Origin of the sequence: Nocardiopsis sp. NPDC101807 (assembly GCF_044766605.1) — a bacterium.
GTDB classification, from domain to species: Bacteria; Actinomycetota; Actinomycetes; order Streptosporangiales; family Streptosporangiaceae; genus Nocardiopsis; species Nocardiopsis tropica.
In genome coordinates, this window is the sequence record NZ_JBIWMK010000002.1 from 1 (window position 1) to 21,598 (window position 21,598).

The 21,598-nt window shown below is 72.2% G+C and carries 17 protein-coding genes and 1 pseudogene; 10 read left to right on the plus strand and 8 right to left on the minus strand.

The window, feature by feature from the left end; translation table 11 throughout:
• The first annotated feature begins 47 nt into the window (after positions 1-47).
• On the plus strand, positions 48-695 hold the full coding sequence (locus ACIRPH_RS05220) for an AMP-binding protein (RefSeq protein ID WP_402909557.1): 648 nt from the start codon (positions 48-50) through the stop codon (positions 693-695).
• A 188-nt stretch (positions 696-883) separates the two neighbouring features.
• On the opposite strand, the gene ACIRPH_RS05225 is transcribed toward ACIRPH_RS05220, so the two are convergent.
• The gene (locus ACIRPH_RS05225) at positions 884-1,078 is read right to left on the minus strand and encodes a hypothetical protein (protein WP_402909559.1); all 195 of its coding nucleotides are present in this window, start codon (positions 1,076-1,078) and stop codon (positions 884-886) included.
• A gap of 45 nt (positions 1,079-1,123) precedes the next feature.
• Here ACIRPH_RS05225 and ACIRPH_RS05230 point away from each other — a divergent pair, with 45 nt between their 5' ends.
• From ACIRPH_RS05230 to ACIRPH_RS05245, 4 genes are all read left to right on the plus strand, one after another.
• Entirely contained in the window at positions 1,124-1,735 is a 612-nt protein-coding gene (locus tag ACIRPH_RS05230; RefSeq protein WP_402909561.1) for a hypothetical protein, read from the plus strand.
• 179 nt (positions 1,736-1,914) lie between these two features.
• Positions 1,915-2,307, plus strand: a complete 393-nt coding sequence (locus tag ACIRPH_RS05235; protein WP_402909564.1) for a hypothetical protein — start codon at positions 1,915-1,917, stop codon at positions 2,305-2,307.
• Positions 2,308-2,436: 129 nt separating this feature from the next.
• Positions 2,437-2,724, plus strand: a complete 288-nt coding sequence (locus ACIRPH_RS05240) for a hypothetical protein (RefSeq protein ID WP_402909567.1) — start codon at positions 2,437-2,439, stop codon at positions 2,722-2,724.
• 17 nt (positions 2,725-2,741) lie between these two features.
• Positions 2,742-3,272, plus strand: a complete 531-nt coding sequence (locus ACIRPH_RS05245) for a hypothetical protein (RefSeq protein WP_402909570.1) — start codon at positions 2,742-2,744, stop codon at positions 3,270-3,272.
• A 60-nt stretch (positions 3,273-3,332) separates the two neighbouring features.
• Here the strand turns inward: ACIRPH_RS05245 and ACIRPH_RS05250 are convergent, their stop codons facing one another.
• The gene (locus ACIRPH_RS05250) at positions 3,333-3,491 is read right to left on the minus strand and encodes a hypothetical protein (RefSeq protein ID WP_402909573.1); all 159 of its coding nucleotides are present in this window, start codon (positions 3,489-3,491) and stop codon (positions 3,333-3,335) included.
• Between the two features lie 120 nt (positions 3,492-3,611).
• Here ACIRPH_RS05250 and ACIRPH_RS05255 point away from each other — a divergent pair, with 120 nt between their 5' ends.
• Positions 3,612-4,106 carry a hypothetical protein gene (locus tag ACIRPH_RS05255; protein ID WP_402909576.1) on the plus strand — a complete coding sequence of 165 codons (495 nt, stop codon included), beginning with the start codon at positions 3,612-3,614 and terminating at the stop codon, positions 4,104-4,106.
• A 215-nt stretch (positions 4,107-4,321) separates the two neighbouring features.
• On the opposite strand, the gene ACIRPH_RS05260 is transcribed toward ACIRPH_RS05255, so the two are convergent.
• Positions 4,322-4,489, minus strand: a complete 168-nt coding sequence (locus ACIRPH_RS05260) for a hypothetical protein (RefSeq protein ID WP_402909579.1) — start codon at positions 4,487-4,489, stop codon at positions 4,322-4,324.
• 350 nt (positions 4,490-4,839) lie between these two features.
• Between ACIRPH_RS05260 and ACIRPH_RS05265 the strand changes: the two genes are divergently transcribed.
• A complete protein-coding gene (locus tag ACIRPH_RS05265; protein WP_402909582.1) occupies positions 4,840-5,145 on the plus strand; it encodes a hypothetical protein in 306 nt (101 codons plus the stop codon).
• Between the two features lie 76 nt (positions 5,146-5,221).
• Positions 5,222-5,443, plus strand: coding sequence for a DUF397 domain-containing protein (locus ACIRPH_RS05270; RefSeq protein WP_402909585.1), 222 nt, complete (start codon positions 5,222-5,224; stop codon positions 5,441-5,443).
• A gap of 45 nt (positions 5,444-5,488) precedes the next feature.
• On the opposite strand, the gene ACIRPH_RS05275 is transcribed toward ACIRPH_RS05270, so the two are convergent.
• Entirely contained in the window at positions 5,489-5,842 is a 354-nt protein-coding gene (locus ACIRPH_RS05275) for a hypothetical protein (protein WP_402909588.1), read from the minus strand.
• A 309-nt stretch (positions 5,843-6,151) separates the two neighbouring features.
• Positions 6,152-6,274 (minus strand): hypothetical protein, encoded by a 123-nt coding sequence (locus ACIRPH_RS05280; protein WP_402909590.1) that lies wholly within the window; start codon positions 6,272-6,274, stop codon positions 6,152-6,154.
• Between the two features lie 297 nt (positions 6,275-6,571).
• Between ACIRPH_RS05280 and ACIRPH_RS05285 the strand changes: the two are divergent.
• Positions 6,572-6,736: pseudogene (locus ACIRPH_RS05285) on the plus strand (acyl-CoA synthetase); the annotation flags it as partial.
• 150 nt (positions 6,737-6,886) lie between these two features.
• Here ACIRPH_RS05285 and ACIRPH_RS05290 read toward each other — a convergent pair.
• The 3 genes from ACIRPH_RS05290 to ACIRPH_RS05300 form a co-directional block, all read right to left on the minus strand.
• Positions 6,887-8,119 carry a methyltransferase domain-containing protein gene (locus tag ACIRPH_RS05290; RefSeq protein ID WP_402909593.1) on the minus strand — a complete coding sequence of 411 codons (1,233 nt, stop codon included), beginning with the start codon at positions 8,117-8,119 and terminating at the stop codon, positions 6,887-6,889.
• Positions 8,120-8,428: 309 nt separating this feature from the next.
• Positions 8,429-9,280 carry a phosphotransferase gene (locus ACIRPH_RS05295; protein ID WP_402909596.1) on the minus strand — a complete coding sequence of 284 codons (852 nt, stop codon included), beginning with the start codon at positions 9,278-9,280 and terminating at the stop codon, positions 8,429-8,431.
• 350 nt (positions 9,281-9,630) lie between these two features.
• Complete coding sequence (locus ACIRPH_RS05300) at positions 9,631-19,083, minus strand: amino acid adenylation domain-containing protein (RefSeq protein WP_402909599.1); 9,453 nt, start codon at positions 19,081-19,083, stop codon at positions 9,631-9,633.
• Between the two features lie 1,165 nt (positions 19,084-20,248).
• Between ACIRPH_RS05300 and ACIRPH_RS05305 the strand changes: the two genes are divergently transcribed.
• Positions 20,249-21,598, plus strand: a complete 1,350-nt coding sequence (locus ACIRPH_RS05305) for a serine hydrolase domain-containing protein (protein WP_402909601.1) — start codon at positions 20,249-20,251, stop codon at positions 21,596-21,598.

The window sequence follows — 21,598 nt, forward strand, 5'->3', positions numbered from 1 at the left end:
TTCTACTGCCAGCTGCTGACCGCTACCGATAGCTCTGAACTGGGGTTTTGCAGATCAACCAGGTCGCCGAGGTCGTTCGTGACTGTTTCGGGCAGAGCGAGATCGGCCCGCTGGCCACGGTGCTGCGCCCGGAGGAGCACGCCGGGCGGCCCGCGTCGGCGGGGCGGGCGGCGCTGTTCGTGGAGCTGAGGGTGGTGGACGAGCGGGGCCGGGACGTGGCGCCGGGGGAGCTGGGCGAGGTGGTGTACCGGTCGCCCCAGCTGTGCCAGGGGTACTGGGACAAGCCGGAGGAGACGGCGGAGGCGTTCCGGGACGGGTGGTTCCACTCCGGCGACCTGGTCCGCGCGGACGCCGGGGGCTACATCGAGGTCGTGGACCGGATCAAGGACGTGATCAACACGGGCGGCGTGCTGGTGGCCTCCCGGGAGATCGAGGACGTGCTGTTCGCGCACCCGGGGGTGGCCGAGGCCGCGGTGGTGGGGGTGGCCGACGACAAGTGGATCGAGGCGGTGACGGCCTACGTGGTCCCCGCGCCGGGGGCGGACGCGGACGCGCTGCCGGGTCTGCTGGCGGAGCACGTGCGGGAGCGCCTGGCGCCGTTCAAGGCGCCCAAGGCGGTGCGGCTGGTGGAGGAGCTGCCGCGCAACGCCTCGGGCAAGATCCTCAAGCGCGAGCTCCGCGACCGCCCCGTCTGAGCGGGGCCGCGTACGTGGGGATGGAGCGCGGTGCGGGGTTGCTGGGAACCCCCGCCCACTTGGATCAGTGGGTGGGGGCCGGGCCCGCTCAGTCTCTTCCCCGCGGGCCCTCCCCGGGGAGCCACCCCGGGGTCTCCGCGCACTATGCCACATGGAGTCCGCGGGAGGTCTCAGCGGGCCTTCGGCCCTCATCGGACGCCGTCCATGGCGTCGGGAACCTTGTGGCCGGCCGCGCGGAGGGAGTCCTCCCAGCGCAGCTCCATGGCGATCAGCTCCTCCTGTTCCGCGACGAGGACGGCTACGGACCACAGGGCCCGCAGTGCATCGCCGCCAGCGACGGCCAGAAGCGGCGATGCAGGTACACAGTTCAGACCGGAGAGCACTACGGCGGCTGGCAGAGCCCCTACGTCCCCGAGTACGGCGGTCAGGTGTCCGCCCTCGACCCCGGAACGGCACCGGATCGCGTCTTGATCGAGCAGCGTTGCCGCAAGCATCTCGGCAGTGACAAACCAGACGTGATCGCCCCCACCTGGGAGCTCTTCGATCCCGAGGCGCACCGGGGACTCGTGGACATCCACCCCATCTATGTCAGGACAGCCCAGGGCGTGAGCATGCGCCTTCTCGGACTACCCGAAGAGGATTCTCCGAAAGACGCGGCATCCGTCAAAGGGAGCGCGACTCGCGAGCTCCTGGAGGTCGCCCTTGCCGAGCGGGTGGACCCGTCAGCAATCACCAAGTTGTACACCGCGCACGACAGAGACGGACGCCTGCTCTACCTCGGTATCAGCGACAAGATGAGCGACCGTCTTCAGAGCCACATCGAAAGGTCCTCATGGATGGAGTTCGCGGCGAACATCAGCATTGACGAGTTCCCCACTCGCCGTGCCGCAGGACAAGCAGAGCGCGAGCGGGTGAAAGCGGGCAAGCCGCTGTTCAACGTCATCTTCAACGACCACCCCAGCCGAGACATGGACCTGATCCAGTACCTCATCGAGAAGGGGCGGACGGACCTGCTCGCCCTGAACGTCTCGCGCGGCTGACCTCGCGGGGCGCTCTCGTTGTGGAGCGCCGCATCGGCTCACTCCGCTCCCAATCTCGGACGACGAGTTCTGGAAGAACGCCCCCGACGATCAAGAGAGTCTGCGCAAAATGCTGTTTAGCTGAACCGACACGGGCTCCGGCAGTTCGTGTCGGCGCCCCGTTCCGGAGGAGATGACCCATGGTCGACAGCCCTATCCACCAGCACATCCGCGCTGTCCTCCAGTACGAGGAGGACTACAAGAAGCGCGAGGAAGCCCTCCTCGCCGACTACGAAGCGAAGGGTCACACCGTCATCGATGGGAGCCTGGTCCTCGACGGCGACTGGGAGGTCACGGACTACCGCACGGGCGACATCATCGCCGCTGGAGGTGACGGAGTGGCCGGGTACGCCGAAGTCGCGGATGACCACGGTGAGATGTGGGTGCACATCGACCTGATCACGGACCAGCTGACGGAGATACCGCTCCCGATCACGCCGGGCGTGCCGGAGGCTCTATGCGAGGTGTTGACAGAGTGGGCGCGCACCAGCGCTTCCGACGAGGACATCGCGCTGGTTCTAGGCGAGGACTGATTCTGCTTCGGGGTGTTCTCGCCGTGGGAGCGCCCCGCACAGCCGTGGGCGGCTCTGCTGATTCACGCCGCATTCGTGCGCCACCCGCGCAACAATGCGGGAGTACGACCCCCAAGAGGAAGGCTCCCCATGCAGTTCGTTCCCGGCGCCCCCATGAACATCTCCGCCGCCCCTCCCGGATGGCAGGTCACCTTCACCACAGGAACCAAGGCCTGGACCGAACCCATCATCGGGTGGGCTGTCGTTGCAACCGCGACCGACGGTGGCGCCATCGACAGCGACCTGGCCCCAGTCGTTCTCGACAGCGAGGGCGGGTACATCGAGCCGCTCAGCAGCTACCTCGACAGTAAGCGCGCAAGCGTGTCCCAGCCGGTCAACATCAAGTACTCAATCGAGTACCGCAACCCCAACGCCTGAACAGGACAGGACCCCCCATGAAACTCGCCGACCCCGACTGTCAGGCGTGCAAGCACCGCGGCCTCTACTTCCCCGGCCACTTCCGTGCCTGCTGGAAGCACACCATCCCGGAGTGGCACGAACGACTCAACGACGTCGAGGAGCGCTCCAAGAAGTTCCTCCCCAACGGTCGCTGGCCATACGGACCCGACGGTGCAGCACAGGCCCGCACCGATCTCACCGAGTGGGTGGAACCCCTCGGGCTGAAACTGTCCACGACCCGATGCAACAGCCTGCACTGGCTCCGCAAGGGCATGTGCTCGAACCCGCCGTACTGCACCCCGCATGGGTGGATGGACCACACCACCCAGTGGCACCTGAACGGCGCGCCCGCCCTGGTGCTCACTCAGCCGTACAGGACCGCTGAGGAGCAGCGGGAAGCCATGGGTGACCTCGTGGATGACCCAGAACTCCGGGTGGAGATCAAGCCGGGTTGGTATGGGCATGGCACGATCGGCGCGTTCGTGTGGCGCGCGGACGTGCACGAGAAGCTGTTCATTCAGTTCTGACGTGGAGCGCCCGTCCCGCTCGGGCGCCCCTCAGATTTCCCTGTACCCCGTGGCAGAACATCACGGACCTGCGTTTTTGAGCCGGTCGTTAACCACCTCGTATACCTTCGGCGCCAAACGCTCGCTGGAAACAAGGCCGTGCTCGGCCCGAAACGCCTCTTCGTGGCTTTCGTTCATGTAGATGTCGATCTCAATCCGGATCCGCTTGCGTGAGTTCACCTGTGGCTCCTCGGTGGTGGTTGCGGAGACAGCGTAGGGATGGCTCTGGGGCGCCTCGCGCACTTGGCCGGAAGCGGCCACTCACCTTCACCGCTACCCCTATAGCCCTACGCTCCCCGCGTGGACCTCACCCTCACCGAAGCCTGGACCCTCTGGTGGTCCGGGCAGCAACTCACCGAACACAGCATCCACGGCATGTCCGTGCTCTGGGCAGCGCGCGTCGGGAAGTTCATGGCGTTCCTCGCGGGAACCACGATCGTGCTTGACCTCATCGGTGGAGAACGATTGATCGAGTGGGGAAGGCAGATCAGGGGGCCGAAGCACGCGGCGCTATCCGGAAGGACGGCCTATCTATTCGCCGGGCTAGTGGGAGCCCCTCTGGTGTACGTGGCGCACACCGCAGAGCAACCCAATGACCCGTTCTTCATAGTTGGATTTCGACTGTTGTCCATACTATTAATCATCGGTGCCTTTATCGCCACTGTGTGGGCAGGGCCACGCCTTGTCACCCTCGTGGGGAATGCTTTTTCCAACCAGAAATTAGAAAGACTGATCCGCGGCATCGCCGTCCCGCTGTTCTTCCTCGGATTCGCCCTGGACTACCTGGCGTCGTGATGTGCAAACAGAACGGAGAAACTTTTGTCGCCCAAGTCATGGCCTGAGGTACGTGCCGCCGCTGCACGAACCCTGAGAGCCGGGCGCATCGCTCGCGACTCCATGTCGCCACGTGACGCAGCCACCGCCGCGTACTCGCCGGGAGGCCCCTCAGTTGAGGAGCTTGAGGCTACGATCATCCGCCACCGGGAAGAGGCGCGGGCTGCCCTTGAGGCTCAGCTGAAGGACTGAGCCCACCGCCCCATCGCGGGCCCCTCCTCGCCAGGGTCGTTGACCGCCTCGAACCCGGCCTGCTCGAAGAACCGGACACGTCCCTCCACGCCCTCACCCTCGTCCGGGAACCGGAACACCCACGACCGGCCCGTGTCCCGAGCCTCGTTCACGAACGCGTCCAGCAACCCTGTACCGACACCCTGCCGCCTCCATCCGGCGGTCCAGCACCAGGGGGCAGGACGTACCCGTGCGGAGGTGGCATCGCGGTGCCAGGGCCCATGTACGCACCATCGAGGACACCCCCGATCCAGCCCACGAGCACGCCGGCGTCAACGGCGACCAGGGCGACTTCCTCGGAGTACCCCTTCGCGCCGAAGCTCGGAGCCGCGGCGGCGACCAAGCGGGCGATGTCCGGGCCGTCCTCAGGCAGAGCGCGAAGGAACAGCATGACGGCACCGTACCCAGCAGCCGAACTCGGATACTGCCCCCGCCCCGACCAGCGGCCTGCTAGCGTCCCCGCATGGAACAGCCCTCCACCCTCACGGCCTGCGCTGCAGGCCACTCCGTCCACTACCCCGCCGCACTCGACACCCTTGCCCAGGCCGGAACCGACCTGGCTTTCTGTGTCGCCTGCGAATGCCAGCAGGTCCACGTGATCACCATCTTCGCCGGCGACCTGCCGCTCGTCGTCGCAAGCGGAGGCCCCGACCTGTTCGACCGGTTCAAGAGCCAGGGATGGCCCGAGCACGTCCACGTGGATGAAGCGGGCAAGTTTTCCTACCGGGTGATGGAGCCCTTGGACTTGGCCGGGTTCCTCGTGGAGTAGGCGGAGTCGAATCACGGCAGCAAAGCCTGACCGCATCCGGCCAGCTGTCCCGTGCCCCAGCGGGTACATCACAGGGGTGAACGAACTCGGTTTCTTCAAGTCCTCCTACAGCAGCGGCAGCGGCAACTGTGTCGAGGTCGCGTTCCGCAAGAGCAGTTACAGCGCCTTTTCCCACGAATGCGTCGAGGTCGCCGACCTGCCCGCCGGCACCGCCATCCGCGACTCCAAGCACCCCCACGAAGGGCACTTGGACATCCCGCGCGGCGAGTGGGCGGCGTTCCTGCGCACCGCCACCTGACATGAGAAAGGCCGCACTCGCAGGTGGGGCCTTCCGCGGCTGGGACTACTCCTCGCGCAGTATCTCCTGCGCATTCCCAGTGAGCGCCTGGACGAAGTCCAACATTCCAGCCACAGACTCCCATTCAGGTCGCGTGGCAGGGTCGAACCCGTTCGCCTTGCCCTGCTCCCAGTACGTGAGCACGTGCTTCCACAACAGCGCCCGCGCGTCTGCCTGCTCCTGGAGTTCCTCCTCGGACAGCTTCGACAGGGCGATCTTGTCGTGCTGGAGGAACTCCTCGCCGATGTGCACGAAGTCCATCTGGACGTCTAGGGCGGAGTGGTTCACGTGCAGCTCGATCTTCGGAGGGGTCGCGCCGGGCTCGGGTTCGCACGGGAGGTTGCCGTAAACGCTGATCATCGGGGGCCTTTCCTCTGGAGGCATGGGCGCAGCTAGCCTACGCAGGGAAGTGTTCCCTTGTGGGGAGATTGAGGGACCCACCCAACGAAGAAGGCCCCCGCTAAAACAGGGGCCGAGGTGTGCGGTCACACGTGGAATTCGGGGAGCGGATCCGGGCCCACGTACTGCTGGCACCGGCAATCCCGAGGCGGGGTGTCCGGCGTCTCGATCTCAGCGGCGCACGCGCCGCCCCCGCCTCAGCAGGCGAGTGGTAGGCGCGGCCGTGCCCGCACTGACAGACCGCCGGGGGGTTGAGCTGTCGCGCTTCTTCTACTCCAGCGCGGTACGGCGGTCCATCTGTGAGGTGATGAATTCCCTGATCTGGGTCCAGCTGAGCAGGGTCGCCAGAACGAGGAGTCCAAAGGTTCCCGTGATGGCGGTGAGGGCGTCCATACATCAATGGTAGACGCGAAACCCGCTTTTCATAGGGCTCTCAGGCCACGGGAACTGAAGGAAGTCCGAGAAGAAGCGCGAGGCCCGATACGTCCAGAGACCCCCACATAATGACCAATTCCATTGGGGGCTTGTCGGTATGGAATGGCATAGGTGTTTTGAACATCCACCACCGTTTACCGCGAACGAGGAACGGCCACGCGAGCGGCGCCCCGGAGCGGGTGAGCCAGTATCCGAGGATGTGCGTCAGCGACTCAACGGCGACTGTGGCGCCGATCAGCCACGAGGCGCCGCCGTCTGCACACGGGCGGCGTGCTGGTGTCCTCCCAGGAGATTGAGGACGTCCTGTTCGCGCATCCGGGGGTGGCCGAGGCTGCGGTGGTGGGGGTGGCCGACGAGAAGTGGATCGAGGCGGTGACGGCCTACGTGGTCCCCGCGCCGGGGGCGGACCCGGACGGGCTGTGCGGACCGCACACCACCCGTGCCGCACGGCACCCCCGGGTCGCGGTCGTGGACGGTGCCCCGCCCTCCCACCGGAGCGTGTCCCGGGCCGGTACTCTCCCCTTGGACACCGCAGCGGTGGCCGGCTCCCCAGGGGCGCTCCGGGTTCCGTCAAGACCAGCACGTGACATGAGGACGCGCACCGCCTGTTCCCGGACCACCCGGCACGCCCGGGAGCAGGTTGCCCGGCTCCTCGACCCACAACCGCCGCTCGCCGGTGGCGGTCACCGAGATCCCCAGGTGCTCGCGGGCTGGAGACCCCGCCGCTTCCCACGCGCGGCGGGCGTGGTCGATCTCCGCGCACAGGTCGCGGGGGCCGAACCGGTGCGCCTCGAGGTCCGCGTCCCCGGGGACGTATTCCACCAGGGCCCACGATCCCCGCCGGTCGAACAGGTAGACGGTCGCCTCACCACTGTCATCCGCAGCACGGTAGAGGGCCGTGTTCAGGTGCGGCACCAACGCCCCCACCGTCAAGGCCAGACCGCCGGAGGGGTCGGCGTCGCACACCGGCATCGGGTCGACGGTGGTGCGGTACCCGACCGCGCCGGGGGCCTGTTCGTCGACGAAGTCCCTCCACTGTCCGGAGGGCACCCGCTGGTCGCGCAGCCACATGAACGGTGCGTCGCCGACCACGCGTCCGTGCGCCACACCCCCCTCCGCCACGACCAGCCGGAGCAGGGCCGTGGTGGCGAACCCGGTCGCCCACGGGGTCACGACGACCCCGCCGGGTCGGGTCTGGGAGATCCACGCCCCGGGGATGTCGCGTGCCGCGACCGTGGCGAGCACCCGGTCGAACGGCGCCCGGCCGGGAACTCCCTCGGTGCCGTCCCCGACCACCAACCACGGCTCGTACCCGGCGGCGGCCAGGTTGGATTGCGCCTGGCGGGCCAGGGTCGGGTCGATCTCGACGGAGGTGACGTGCTCCGGTCCCAGGCGTTCGCACAGCAGTGCGCAGTTGTACCCGGTCGCGGTACCGATCTCCAGGACGTCCATTCCGTCGGTGGCGTCCAGGGCCTGGAGCATGGCCACGACCAGGGAGGGCTGGGACGCCGAGGACGTGGCCCGCTCTCCACGCCCGTCCGGGAGTGCGGGGGCGCCGTCGTCGACCTGGGTGATGACCGAGACGTCGTCGTAGGCCCACTGGGACCGGTCCGGATGGGAGCGGGGGACAGGGGCGAGCGTGCCGTCCCCGGCGTCGACGTCCAGGCTCCAGACGGTGTCGGGCAGGAACGCGTGCCGGGGCACCGACTCCACGACCCGGCGCCAGGCCGGATCGGTCAGAACGCCCCGGTCCGCCAACCGGGCGGCCAGGGCGACCCTGCGTTCACTGTGCGGGACGATCACTTGCCCTGCTTCTCCCCGCCGCCGCCGTGCGGGCTGGGGTACTGGGAGTCGTTGTCCTTGGGGTCGCCGCGCTGGTCCTGCGGCTTGTCGGGGTTCGAGTGCTTGCCCATGGCCCGGCCTTCCCTCGGGGATTCCACTGCGAGGCGACTGTAACTGTGCGTACAGAGCCTGTCATGGCAGTGGCCGGATGTGGACGGGATACGCCAGAGACGATTCGTCGATCGAGCGGCGGGAACCGGTTTCGTTCGAGTGGGACCCATCCCTGTGCAACCGGGACGGACCTCCACCTGCCAGGTCACGAAGGCCGGGTCAATCCGCCAACAGGCTCAGGGCGAAGCGGCGCGCGTACGGGGCCAGTCTTCGGTGGAGCGGGTCCCGTTCACCGGCCTGGACGATCTCGGCGCAGATGATCAGGTGCGCCAGCCGCCCCTCCTCGGTGTCCAGCACGTCGGCGAAGACCTCACGAACCACGGCGGCCGCGCCGGGTTCGGCCAGGGCGTAGGCGTGCAGGACCGCGGCGTCGTACCCCGCCGGGGCCGCAGCCCACCCCTCCCAGTCCATGAGCACCAGCGGGTGGTGGGTGAGGTTGGCCCAGTGCAGGTCCGCGTGCGAGGTCACCCACGTCCCCACATCCAGGCCCACCCCGGCCTCTCCCACCTCGGGCAGGTGGGTGGGGATGCGTTCGAGGAAGCCCGGGGTGTGGCTCCGGCGCCCTTCGGGTACGGGCACCTGGCCGAGCCGGTGAAGCGTCGTGCGCAACTCCTCCCACCAGCCGGCGTCGACACTGGGGGAGAGCGGTGCGCGCAGGTCGGCTGTGGCGGACACCGGGGACGCCTCGACGAAGGAGAACAGCAGGGCCTGGAACACCGGGCCCTGACCCCAGGTGTGTTCGGCCAACAGCCGGGGCCGGGGGATGTACGGGGGCAGAAGCCTCTCGGCCGACGGGTTGCCCTCCCACAACCGGCCCCCCGGTGCCGGCGCGGACATGACACGCAGCCACGCCCGGCCTTCATCGGGGTGGACGACGGGGCCGCTCACGGTTCGCCCGCCCACACCATGACGAAGGTCGTCCTCGCCCTGGACGTCGAGGCCCAGGGCGGTGGCCGCCTCGTACCACGCCTCGATCATGTGTGGCCTGGCCTCGGTCGGTGGAGTCGCCACAGCGTCCTTCCGGTGTTCTGGTCCGCCGTCACACGGGAAGAGGCAGGCACAACCACCGGGCTGAGGTAGGTGGCCTGCTCACCCATGCGCGGGACTTCCGTATGTTCTGAGGGCTCGGCGTGGCAGCGTCGGCACTCAGTGATCGGGTGGCTGACACCCGTAGAGTTCGAGAAGAGACAGTCGAGCACCGTGGCCTGGGAATCCGCAAACACGGCTCCACGAGACCCGGTACATGCCAGGGCAGAGCTGTTTCCCCTGATCGACCCCGACGACTGCCCCGGGACGAGCTGAACCGGGCGCCGACCGTGGGCGGGCGCCGCCGGGAAGGGCCCGGCGGCGCCCGCGCCGTGTCACATCTGTTCCAGCAGCACGTCCTCCACCGCCTCGGCGTAGGCGCGCACCGTCTGGTGGTCGAACAGCAGGCGGGTGGGCACCGTGACGGCCAGCAGGCTCTCGACCTCGCGCACCACCTGGAGGCTGCGCACTGAGTCCCCGCCGATCTCGAAGAAGTTGTCGTCGCGTCCGATGCGCTCCAGGCCCAGGGTGCGGGCCCACACCTGGGCCACGGCCTCCTCGGTGGGGGTCTGCGGCTCGACGTGGACGGGTGCGGCGGCGCGCGTCCAGGCGGGTTCGGGCAGCAGGGCCCGGTCCACCTTGCCGTTGCTGTTGAGCGGCAGGGACTCCAGCACGGTGACGGCCGCGGGCACCGTGTAGGCGGGCAGTTCGCGGGTCAGCCGCTCCCGCGTCGCCTCGGGGTCCACGCCGTGCCCGGTGACGTAGGCGACGAGCCTGCGCCCCCCGGTGGGGGCCTCGGCCACCAGCACCACGGCCTGGGCGACGTCCGGTCCGCGCAGCAGGGCGGCCTCCACCTCCCCGGTCTCGACGCGGAACCCGTTGAGCTTGACCTGGCCGTCGACGCGGCCGACGAACACCAGGCGTCCGTCGGCGGCCCGGCGCACCAGGTCGCCCGTGCGGTAGAGCCTGCCCCCGTCGCCGAAGGGGTCGGCCACGAAGCGCTCGGCGGTCAGGCCGGGGCGACCGTCGTAACCGCGCGCGGTCCCGGGCCCGGACAGGTACAGCTCCCCCACCGCCCCCGGCGGCGTCGGCCGCAGGGCGCCGTCCAGCACGTGGGCGCCGGTGGCGTCCATGGGGCGGCCGATGGGGCAGTGCCCGGCACGGGCCTCCTCCTCGTCCACCGCGGCGCACGTGGCGAACGTGGTGGTCTCGGTGGGCCCGTACACGTGGACCAGGGAGGTGTCGGGGCAGGCGCGGCGCACCCGCGCCAGGGAGGCGGGGTCGGCGGCCTCCCCGCCGGTCCACAGTTCGCGCAGTCCCGCGAAGCACTCCGGGTCCTGCTGGGCGAAGAGGTTGAACAGGGCGGTGGTGAGGAAGACCGCGCTCACCCCGTGCCGGTCGGTGTGCTGGCGCAGGGCGTCGGCGGAGAGCGGACCGTCCGCCACCACGACGGTGCCGCCGTTGAGCAGCGGGACCCAGATCTCGTAGGTGGCGGCGTCGAAGGCGTGCGAGGAGTGGAAGAGCACCCTGTCGTGGCCGTGGTTCCAGCGGTGGTCGGCGCTGAGGGCGACCACGGCCCGGTGGTCGATCACCACGCCCTTGGGGACGCCGGTGGAGCCCGAGGTGAACATGACGTAGGCGGCGGTGTGCTCGTGCGCCGGACCCCGCCCGGCCGGGTCCCCGGCGCCCCCGCCCCCGGTCCCCTCTCCCTCGGCGCCGGTCAGGGCGCCGTCGGCGGCGTAGCCGACGACGGCCTCCAGGTCCGCGCAGCGCCCGGCCATGGCGGGATCGGCGACGGCCACGCGCGCGCCCAGGGCCCCGGCCAGGGACCGGACCCGCGCGGTCGGCACGGTCTCGTGCACCGGGACGTAGGCGGCCCCGGTGCGCAGGACGCCGAGCGCGGCCGCGACCACGCGCGGCGACCGGGGCATGAGCAGCAGCACCCGGGACTCCGCGCCCACGCCGAGGGAGCGCAGGCGGTCGGCGACCCGCTCGGCCTCGGCGTCCAGGTCGGCGTAGGTCCACGCGCCGTCGGCCCCGATCAGGGCGGTGGCCCCGGGGTGGCGGGCGGCGCGTTCGGCGAACAGGGCGGTGACGGTGGTGCGGGGCGGCTGTTTCCCGCCGCCCTCGGCCAGGGCCAGGGAGCGGGCCGGGTCGGCGCCGGCCACGCGGCCCAGGGGGCGTTCGGGGTCCTCGGTGAGCGAGACCAGGATGCGCTCCAGGTCGGCTAGGAGGCGCTCGGCGGTCGCGGTGTCGAAGCAGGCGGGGTCGTGGCCCAGGACCAGGCGCAGCCCCTCGGAGGCGTAGGCGCTCAGGGCCAGCGGGTAGTTGGTGGCCTCCAGCGCGGTGACGATCTCGGCGCGCGGGCCGTCCCCGGGCGGCGCCCCGACCACCGGGTAGTTCTCGAACACCACGGCGCTGTCGAAGAGCGGGGTGTCGCCGGGCAGGCCCGCCTCCGCCTGCACCCGGGCCAGGGACACGTGGTCCCGGGTGCGCGAGAGCGCCTGGTCCTCCTGGAGCCGGCGCAGCCACCGGACCACGGGCACGGCGGGGTCCACGGCGACGCGTACCGGCAGGGTGTTGATGAACAGCCCCACCGCGGCCTCCACGCCGGGCATGTCGTCGGGACGGCCGGAGGTGGTGGCGCCGAAGACCACGTCGGTGTGGCCCGAGTACGCGGACAGCAGCAGGGCCCAGGCCCCCTGCACCAGGGCGTTGACGGTCAGCCCGTGGGCGCGCGCGAAGGCGTGCACGGCCTCGGCCCGCGCGGGGGCCGGACAGGCCTGGACGCGGGCGGAGGAGCGCGCGGTGCGCAGCGCGGCCGGGGGCCGGTCGTAGGGCAGCGGGGTGGGTTCGGCCACCCCCTCCAGCGCCTTCCGCCAGAAGGCGTGCGCCTCCTCGGCGTCCCGCCCGGCCAGGCGGCGCAGGTGTTCGCGGAAGTCGGGGCGCTTTGCCGGGGCGTGGCCCCGGTGGGCGGTGAGGAGGTCCTCCAGGACCAGGGGCAGGCTCCACCCGTCGAGGACGATGTGGTGGAAGGTCCACACCATGCGCACGGAGGTGTCGCCGGTGCGCAGCAGGGCCACGCGCAGGAGCGGGTCGCGGGCGGGGTCCACGCCCCGGGAGGCGTCCCGGGCCAGGTGGTCGGCCAGGGCCCGTTCGCGCTCCTGCGCCCCCGCACCGCGCAGGTCGCGGTGGACCACCTCGACGGGGACGCCGCGGTGCACCAGCAGGACCGGTTCGCCGAGCCCCTCCCAGGCCACCCGGGCGCGCAGGACGGGGGTGGCCGCGACCACCTCACGCCAGGCGCGCTCCAGGGAGCCGGGGTCCCCGACCCCGGTCAGGTCGACGACGACCTGCTCCAGGTAGGAGCCGGAGTCGGGTTCCAGGACGGAGTGGAAGAACATGCCCTGCTGCATGGGGGTGAGCGGCCACACGTCCTGGACGTCGCGGCCGTCGCCGACGAGGCGGTCCACCTGGGCCTGGTCCAGGCGCACCAGGGGGAAGTCGGAGGGGGTGGCCCCTCCCTGGGAGGGGTCGAGGCAGAAGCCGACCAGGTCGGCGAGTTCGGCGGCCAGGCGGTCGGCGAGGCGGCGCACGGTGGCCGTGTCGTGGACGGTGGTGGCGTGGTACCAGTCGAAGACCAGGCGTTCGCCCTCGAAACGGCCCACCACCTCGACCAGGTGGGCGCGTTCCTCGTCCGGGGAGTGCTCGCCGCCGGGGTTGAGCCGCAGGCCGGTGTGCAGGGCGTCCCGGCCCGGCGCGGTGTCGAAGCGGCCCAGGTAGTTGAAGCTCACGCCGGGCGCGGGCTCCCGTTCCAGGCGGGCGCGTTGCCGGGGCGTGCCCAGGTGGCGCAGGGCCCCGTAGCCCAGGCCGTTGCCGGGGACCGCGCGCAGCGTCTCCTTGGCGGTGCGGATCTGGTCGGCCCAGCGGGGGGCCGAGGTGAGCACGACGGGGAAGACGGTGGTGAACCAGCCCACGGTGCGGGAGGTGTCCACGTCCTCGAACAGGTCCTCGCGGCCGTGGCCCTCCAGGTCCACGGGGACGCTCCGGGCCCCGGTCCAGTCGCACAGCACGCGGCCCAGGGCGGCCAGCAGCAGGTCGTTGACCCGGGTGCGGAAGGCCGAGGGGGCCTCGCGCAGCAGGCGGCGGGTGTCCTCCTCGGTCAGCCCGGCGGTGACCACCCGCTGGTCCCCCACCAGGCCGTTGCCCCGGCCGGGGCGGTCGCGGGGCAGTTCGACGCGGGTGGCGGCGACGGCGGCCCAGGTGTCGAGTTCGGCGTCGAAGGCCCCCTCCGCGGTGTGCCGGGCCAGGCGGTCCGCCCACACGGGGAAGGGCGTGGTGCGCGGCCCCGGGTCCACCGGCTCCCCCCGGAGCGCCTGGTGGTAGGCGGTGGCCAGGTCCTCCAGCAGCACGCGCCAGGACACCCCGTCCACGACGAGGTGGTGGGCGGTCAGCAGCAGCCGGGAGCCTGCGGCGCCGGAGTCGAGCAGGACGGCGGCGAAGACCGGCCCGTGGGCCAGGTCGAGGCCGGCGTGGGCGGCGCGGACGCTCTCCGAGGCCAGGTCGTGCGCCCTCTCGGGCGGGTGCCCGGTCAGGTCGACCACGTCCAGGGGCGGGGCCGCGGAGCCGGGTTCGGCCACACGCGGGCCGTCGCCGTCGCGGCGCAGGCGGAGCATGTCGTGGTGGTCGGCCAGCGCCGCCAGGGCGGTGCGCAGGGCGCGCGGTCGCAGGGGCCGGGCCAGGTCCAGGAGCACGGACATGGCGAAGTGGTCGGGCGCCACCGGGTGCGTGCGGTCGAACCAGCCCATGACGGGTGTGGGGGTGACCGGGCCGCTCACCGGTCCCGTCCCGGCCGGCCCGGCCGTCCGCACGCGCGCCACCTCGGCCAGGGCGGCGACGCTGGGGCGGGAGAAGACGTCGCGGCTGGTCAGCTCCACCCCGGCCGCGCGGGCGCGGGAGACCGCCTGGATGCTGAGGATGGAGTCGCCGCCCAGGGCGAAGAAGTCGTCGTGGACCCCCACCCGCTCCACGGCCAGGACGGAGGCGAACACCTCGGCCAGGAGGCGTTCGGCCTCGGTCCGGGGGGCGGCGTGTTCCCGGTCGTTCCCGGGTTCGGGCAGGGCGCGGTGGTCGAGCTTGCCGTTGGCGGTCAGGGGCAGCGCCTCGACGACCACGACGGCGGAGGGGACCATGTAGCCGGGCAGGCGGGCGGCCAGGGCGCGGCGCCACCCCTCGGCCTCCTCCTGCCCCGTGCCCGGCTCGGAGGCGACGACGTAGGCGAGGAGCCGTCGCCCGCCGCCGGGGGCGGCCCGGACCAGGGCGACGGCCTCGGCGACCCCCTCCTGGGCGAGGAGGGCGGCCTCGACCTCCCCGGGTTCGATCCGAAAGCCCCGGATCTTGACCTGGGAGTCGGCGCGGCCGGTGTACTCCAGCTCCCCGGAGTTGTTCCAGCGGACCAGGTCGCCGGTGCGGTAGAGCCGTCCGCCCTCGCGGAGGGGGTCGGCCACGAAGCGCTCGGCGGTCAGGGCCGGGCGCCCGTGGTAGCCGCGCGCGACCCCGGCGCCGCCGATGTAGAGCTCTCCCACCGCGCCCGGGGGGACGGGGCGCAGGAGGCTGTCGAGCACCCGCAGGCGCATGCCGTCCAGGGGCGTGCCGATGGGGACGGCGCGCACCGGTTCGCGGGTGCGCGCGGCGGGGTGGTGGGTGGCGAAGGTGGTGGTCTCGGTGGGCCCGTACCCGTTGGCCACGACCGTGTCGGGGCAGGCCTGCAGGACACGGTGGACGCTCGTGGGGTTGGCGGCCTCGCCCCCGGTGATCACCTCGCGCAGCGGGGCGAAGCAGGAGGGGTCCTGGGCCGCGTAGAGGTTGAAGAGGGCGGCGGTGACGAAGGTGGAGGTGACCCCGTGCCGGCGCGCCAGCGCGCCGAACTCCTCCGCGTCCGTGCGCCCGGGGGGCGCGACGACCACGGCCCCGCCGCGCAGCAGCGGCACCCAGACCTCGTAGGTGGCGGCGTCGAAGGCGTGGGAGGAGTGGAAGAGCACGCGGCGGTCGCGGCCTCCGCCCCAGCGGGAGTCCCGGGCCAGGGCCACCACGTCGGCGTGGGTCACTGCCACCCCCTTGGGGACGCCCGTCGACCCGGAGGTGTGCATGACGTAGGCGACCGCGCGCGCGTCGACCACGGGCAGGGGGCCCTCGACACGGCCGGGCGGGTGCGGGTCGGTCCCGTCCAGGACCAGCACGTGGGCGCCGACGCCCTCGGGCAGGCGGGGGCGTGAGGCGGTGTCGGTGACGACGACGCGGGCCCCGGTGTGTTCGACCGTCCAGGCCACGCGTTCGGCGGGGTCGTCGGGGTGCACGGGGACGTAGGCGCCGCCGGCGCGCAGCACGGCGAGCATCGCGGTGACCACGTGCGGGCCCCGCTCCAGCAGCAGCGGGACCGCCTCCTCGGCGCCCACCCCCCGGGCGCGCAGGAGGCGGGCCAGCTCGGCGGAACGGGCGTCGAGCTCGGCGTAGGACACCTCGGGGAAGTCGCCGAGCAGGGCCGGGGCGTCGGGGGTGCGCGCCGCCTGCGCGGCGAACGCCGCGGTCACGGAGACGGGCCCGGCCTGGGCGCGGCCCCGTTCCCAGGTCTCCAGGAGGGCACGTTCGGACGCGGGGCGCAGGTCCAGGGCGCTCAGGTCCAGACCGGGGTCGGCGACGACGGCCTCGGCCAGGCGGGACAGGGCGTCGGCCAGGGCCTCCACGCGCCCCGCGTCGTACAGGTCGGTGTTGTACTCGACGGCCAGGCGCAGGACGCCCTCGCGCTCGGCGTACTCGAAGACCAGGTCGGCCAGGGCGGCGGTGCGCGGCAGGTCGATCTCCTCGGTGCGCAGCCCCTCCAGCTCCAGCCCGCCGGTGTGGGCGTTCTGCAGGACCATCAGCGCCTGGAACAGGGGGCCGCGGGAGGGGTCGCGTTCGGTGACCAGGGCGTCGACGACGCGGTCGAAGGGCATCTCGTGGGCGAGGGCGGCGTCGGTCTCGGCGCGCACCTGCTCGACGAACGCGGCCGCGGTGGTGCCCGGGCGCAGGCGTGAGCGGAGCACGACCGGGTTGACGAAGAAGCCGACCACGTCCTCCAGCCCGGGGTGGCCGCGCCCGGCGGAGGCGGCCCCCAGGGCGACGTCGGCGGAGCCGGAGGCCGCGGAGAGCACCGCCTGGGTCAGGGCCGCCAGGGTCGCGAAGAGCGTGGCGCCGCGTTCTGCGCCCAGGGCCCGCAGCCCCCGGAGCAGGCCGGCGTCCAGGGTGGTGCGGTGCACGGCCCCGGCCGTGGTGCGCCGGGCGGGCCGGGGCCGGTCGGTGGGCACGGCCAGCGGGGGGACGTCCTCCAGGGTGCGCGCCCAGTACTCCAGGCGGCGCCGGGCCTCGGGGCCCTCCCAGCGGCCCTGCTCCCAGACGGCGAAGTCGGCGTAGTCGAGTTCCGCGCCGGTGTCGGCGTCCTCCCCGCGCACGACGGCCCGGTGGAAGGCGGCGAGGTCGCGGTGCAGGAGGTCGACCGACCAGCCGTCGCAGGCGATGTGGTGGGTGCTCAGGACCAGGACGTGGTCCTCGGCGCCCAGGCGTAGCAGCAGGGCACGGGTGGGCGGCCCCGTGACCAGGTCGAAGGGGGTGTCGACCTCGCGCCGCAGGTGTGCGTGCAGCTCCTCCCGGAGGTCGGTCCGGTCCCCGGCGGCGACCTCGCGCACCGTGAGCGGGGCGCGTCCGGGGGAGCCCACGTACTGGACGGGCTCGCCGTCGACGGTGTCGTAGGTGGTGCGCAGGGACTCGTGGCGCTCCTGGAGCAGTTCCAGGGCGCGGCCGAGCGCGGACACGTCGAGCGTGCCGCGCAGGCGGAAGGCGCTGCCGGTGTGGTACTCGGCGCTGTCCCCGTCGAGCTGGTGCAGGAACCACAGGCGGCGCTGGGCCGCCGACAGCGGCAGCGGGCGCCCGCGTCGCACGCGGGCGATGGGCTCCTCGCGGGGTCCGGCGCCGCCCGCGGCGGCGATGCCCTCCGGGGTGGGGTGGCGGAACAGGGCGCGTGGGTCGAGGGCGGTCCCCAGGCGTTCGCCCAGGCGCCAGGCCACGCGGGCGGCGAGGATGGAGTCGCCGCCCAGGGCGAAGAAGTCGTCGCGCGCGCCCACGCGTTCCAGCCCCAGGGCCGCGGCGAACTCCTCGGCGGCGGCGTGTTCGGCGCCCCCGCGCGGCCGGACGTAGTCGACGGTGCGGGTGGGCGGCGCGGGCAGGGCGCGGTGGTCGAGCTTGCCGTTGGCGGTCAGGGGCAGCGCCTCCAGGACCACGACGGCGGAGGGGACCATGTAGCCGGGCAGGCGGGCGGAGAGCCGGTCGCGCAGGACCGCGGTGTCCGGGACCGGGCCGACCACGTAGCCCACCAGGGTGCGCGCGCCCGGCGCGTCCTCGCGGACGGTGACCAGGGCCTGGGCGACCCCCTCCTGGGCGAGGAGGGCGGCCTCGACCTCCCCGGGTTCGATCCGAAAGCCCCGGATCTTGACCTGGGAGTCGGCGCGGCCCACGTACTCCAGCATCCCGTCGGCGTCCTCGCGCACGAGGTCGCCGGTGCGGTAGAGCCGTGCGCCGTCGCCGAGGGGGTCGGCCACGAAGCGCTCGGCGGTCAGGGCCGGGCGCCCGTGGTAGCCGCGCGCGACCCCGGCGCCGCCGATGTAGAGCTCTCCCACCGCGCCCCGGGGCACGGGGCGCAGTCGGGCGTCGAGCACCCGCAGGCGCATGCCGTCCAGGGGCGTGCCGACGGGGACCGACAGGTGCGGGGGCCGGGCCCGGTCCACGGCGAAGTGGGTGGCGAAGGTGGTGGTCTCGGTGGGCCCGTACCCGTTGGCCACGACCGTGTCGGGGCAGGCCTCCAGCACGGCGCGGACCGCTGCCGGCGGGACGGCCTCGCCCCCGGAGATCACCTCGCGCAGCGGGGCGAAGCAGGAGGGGTCCTGGGCGGCGAACAGGTCGAAGAGGGCGGCGGTGACGAAGGTGGAGGTGACCCCGTGCCGGCGCGCCAGCGCGCCGAAGCCGGGGGCGGTGAGCCGTTCGGGGGGCGCGACGACCACGGCCCCGCCGCGCAGCAGCGGCACCCAGACCTCGTAGGTGGCGGCGTCGAAGGCGTGCGAGGAGTGGAAGAGCACGCGGCGGTCGCGGCCTCCGCCCCAGCGGGAGTCCCGGGCCAGGGCCACCACGTCGGCGTGGGTCACCGTCACCCCCTTGGCGACCCCTGTCGACCCGGAGGTGTGCATGACGTAGGCCGCCGCACGCGCGTCGACCACGGGCGGTGCCGTGTCCGCGCCCCGGCCCGCCACGGGGGCGTCCGTCCCGTCCAGGTCGACGACCCGGGCGGTTTCCGTCAGGCGTTCGGGCAGGCGGTGGCCGAACGAGCGGTCGGTGAGGACCAGGCGGGCGCCGGTGCGCTCAGCGACGGCCAGCACCCGTTCGGCGGGGTCGTCGGGGTGCACGGGGACGTAGGCGCCCCCGGCGCGCAGCACGGCGAGCATCGCGGTGACCACGTGCGGGCCCCGCTCCAGGGCGAGCAGCACGGCGCCCTCACGGGGCAGCCCCCGGGCGCGCAGGAGGCGGGCCAGCTCGGCGGAACGGGCGTCGAGCTCGGCGTAGGACACCTCGGGGAAGTCGCCGAGCAGGGCCGGGGCGCCGGGGGTGCGCGCCGCCTGCGCGGCGAAGACCTCCGGTACCGAGGCGTGCGGGACCGCGTCCACGGGGACGGGCTCGGGGCGGTTCGACTCCTGGGAGGACAGCACGTGGTGGCTCCTGGTGCGCGTTCGGGAGGGAGGACGGCGGACGGGCGGACGGGTGCGGGGCGGCCGTGATCCGTCGCCGCGACGGTGTGGCCGTCCGGCGGCGGGGCGGGCGGACGCCGATCGATCCGCTATTCCCCCATGGCCGCCGTACGACAACAGAGCGTGCCACATCGCCTTATCCAACCGGGCACATTACCAAAATCATCTTCGTCCTGAAATTCCCTCCACGGGCAGAAAATCACACTCGGAACAACTTGTGTCACATGCAATACTTAACGCAACAAACCAGACAAAACAACGCAAAATATATTATAATCCATAAAGGCCAAGAACAAAGACCTTCCATGTGCACAAAGGGCGTGCGCGGCCATGGGTTGCAAGTACCCTACGGAGTCGTTCAAGTACCCAGAGTAATGAGAATTCAACGTTTGACCGGATGCGGCTACGAGGGCTCCCTCGCGCTCCCCGCGCCCCTTCCGCGGGGCGGGGGTCGCCACGCGCCCCACCTGGGGGCGTCCCCTTCCGTGCCGCGACCCACCGCCGCCGGCCCTCCCTCCCGGGGTGGTGCGATCCCGGCATAACCCGTGGTCAGGGCCCATGTCCGGGCCATAGCACAGCGCCCGGTCCGGTGCATGCGTTTCGCCGCAAAACATCTTTTTTTGTGGTTTGGGCGAACTATCCGTTCCCGGTCAACGAGGAAAGCATCCGTTCCGACGTCGGTGGAGCGGAAACGCGAACCGGAACATCCCTTTCCCCTCCCACACCCTCCCAGCAGCGCAAACGAGTGAGAAGTGCCACAGGGGCACGGGTAAACCACCGGGGTTTGCGACCGCCGTCCTGAACGGCGCGTGCTGCGCCCCTCCGCGTGCCATCCCCCCGACCGCGGGGTGAACACCCTGCTAAAACCGGGGGGCATACGAAAAAACCCGACGACCACCGATGAGGGCGCAATGCCTTCACACCACGGAAATCTCCGCGTACGCCCGACCGCATTCCCCCTAGCCTGGTTCCCGCCATATCCGAATCCCTTGCCAAGATTCGAAGCGATATGTGAGTATCCGTGGCACGTGCGTCGAACCGCCATGTCCCCACCGAAGCGACCGGCCGCCCCCGTCCCGGGCGCCGGCCTTTCGGGTGCCCTCCGAGCTCCACGAGGAGAACCATCGTGCGCGAGGCCCTGTCCGACCTGCTCCTGAGGTCCGCTCTCCGGACCGGCGTCCCCGGAGCCCAACTCGCGGTCTACCACCGCGGAGAGCTGCACACCTGTGTCACCGGCGTGGAGGACTCCGCGACCGGGCGTCCCGTGGAGGACGCCTCCCTCTTCCCCCTGGGCTCGGTGACCAAGACCGTCACCGCCGCCCTGGTCATGCAACTGGTGGAGGACGGCGACGTCGACCTCGACGCCCCCGTGCTGGACCACCTGGGGGGCGGCTCCCCCGACCACCCGCTGCGGGGGGTCACCGCCCGCCACCTGCTCAGCCACACCGCCGGCCTGGTCTCGGAGCGGACCGCGCACGCCCCCGCGACCTCCCTGCGCCGCTACGTCTCCTCGCTGACCCCCGAGGACCGCATCGCCCCACCGGGGACGGTGTTCTCCTACTCCAACACCGGCTACGCCGTGGCGGGCCGACTCGTGGAGGCCGTCACCGGCCAGGACTGGTGGGAGACCGTGGAGTCGCACCTGTGCTGGTCCACCGGCATGGAACTGGCGCCGGTCCCGGCGCCGCGGCCCCCCGCCCCCGGGCTGGTCACCGGCCACGCCGTCGACGGCGCGGGCCGGGCCCACCCGGTGGGCTTCCACATCGAGCCCGCCCTCGCCCCCGCCGGGGGCCTGGCCGCGAGCGCCGCCACCCTGGCGGCCTTCGGCAGGGCCTTCCTCGACCCCGGGCACGCGGCCCTGGACGGCGAGGTCGCCGCACCGGAGGTGCTGGGCGAGATGGGGCGCCCGGTGAGCGTCGCCGACCCCTTCGGCCTGGCCGACGGCTGGGGCGCCGGCTGGTCCCTGCACCTGGCGGGCGACCGCCTGTGGCACGGCCACGACGGAACCCTGGACGGGGCCACCTGCAACCTGCGCGTGGACCCCGAGGGCGGGACGGTGGTCGCCCTGACCACCAACTCCACCACCGGTGTGACCACCTGGGAGCACCTGGTCCGCGGTCTGCGCGAGCTGGGGGTGGACGTGGGCCACTACCGCCAGCCCGACGCCGCGGCCGAGGGCTCCGCCGCCACCGCGACCGCCCCCGACCGGGTCACCGGGCACTACGGCAACGGCGGCCTGAGCGCCGAGGTCGTCCAGGACCGCGGCGGCCACCGGCTGGTCATGTCCAACGGCTTCGAGGGAGAGCTGACCACCGGGCCGGGCGGAGCCTTCCGGGTGGTCTCCGAGCGCCACGGCGGGATCGCCCTCAGCGGGCGCTTCCTCACCGACCCCGCAGCCCCCGCACGTGCCACGGCCCTGCAGTACAACGGGCGCACCCTGCGTCTGAGCGGGCTCGCCGTGGGCCCCAACGCCTGA

Coding starts and splice junctions, on each gene's coding strand:
- ACIRPH_RS05235 (WP_402909564.1), top strand. CDS start 1,915: ATGGTCGACAGCCCTATCCACCAGCACATCCGCGCTGTCCTCCAGTAC.
- ACIRPH_RS05265 (WP_402909582.1), top strand. CDS start 4,840: ATGGAACAGCCCTCCACCCTCACGGCCTGCGCTGCAGGCCACTCCGTC.
- ACIRPH_RS05240 (WP_402909567.1), top strand. CDS start 2,437: ATGCAGTTCGTTCCCGGCGCCCCCATGAACATCTCCGCCGCCCCTCCC.
- ACIRPH_RS05280 (WP_402909590.1), bottom strand. CDS start 6,274: ATGGACGCCCTCACCGCCATCACGGGAACCTTTGGACTCCTCGTTCTG.
- ACIRPH_RS05275 (WP_402909588.1), bottom strand. CDS start 5,842: ATGATCAGCGTTTACGGCAACCTCCCGTGCGAACCCGAGCCCGGCGCG.
- ACIRPH_RS05245 (WP_402909570.1), top strand. CDS start 2,742: ATGAAACTCGCCGACCCCGACTGTCAGGCGTGCAAGCACCGCGGCCTC.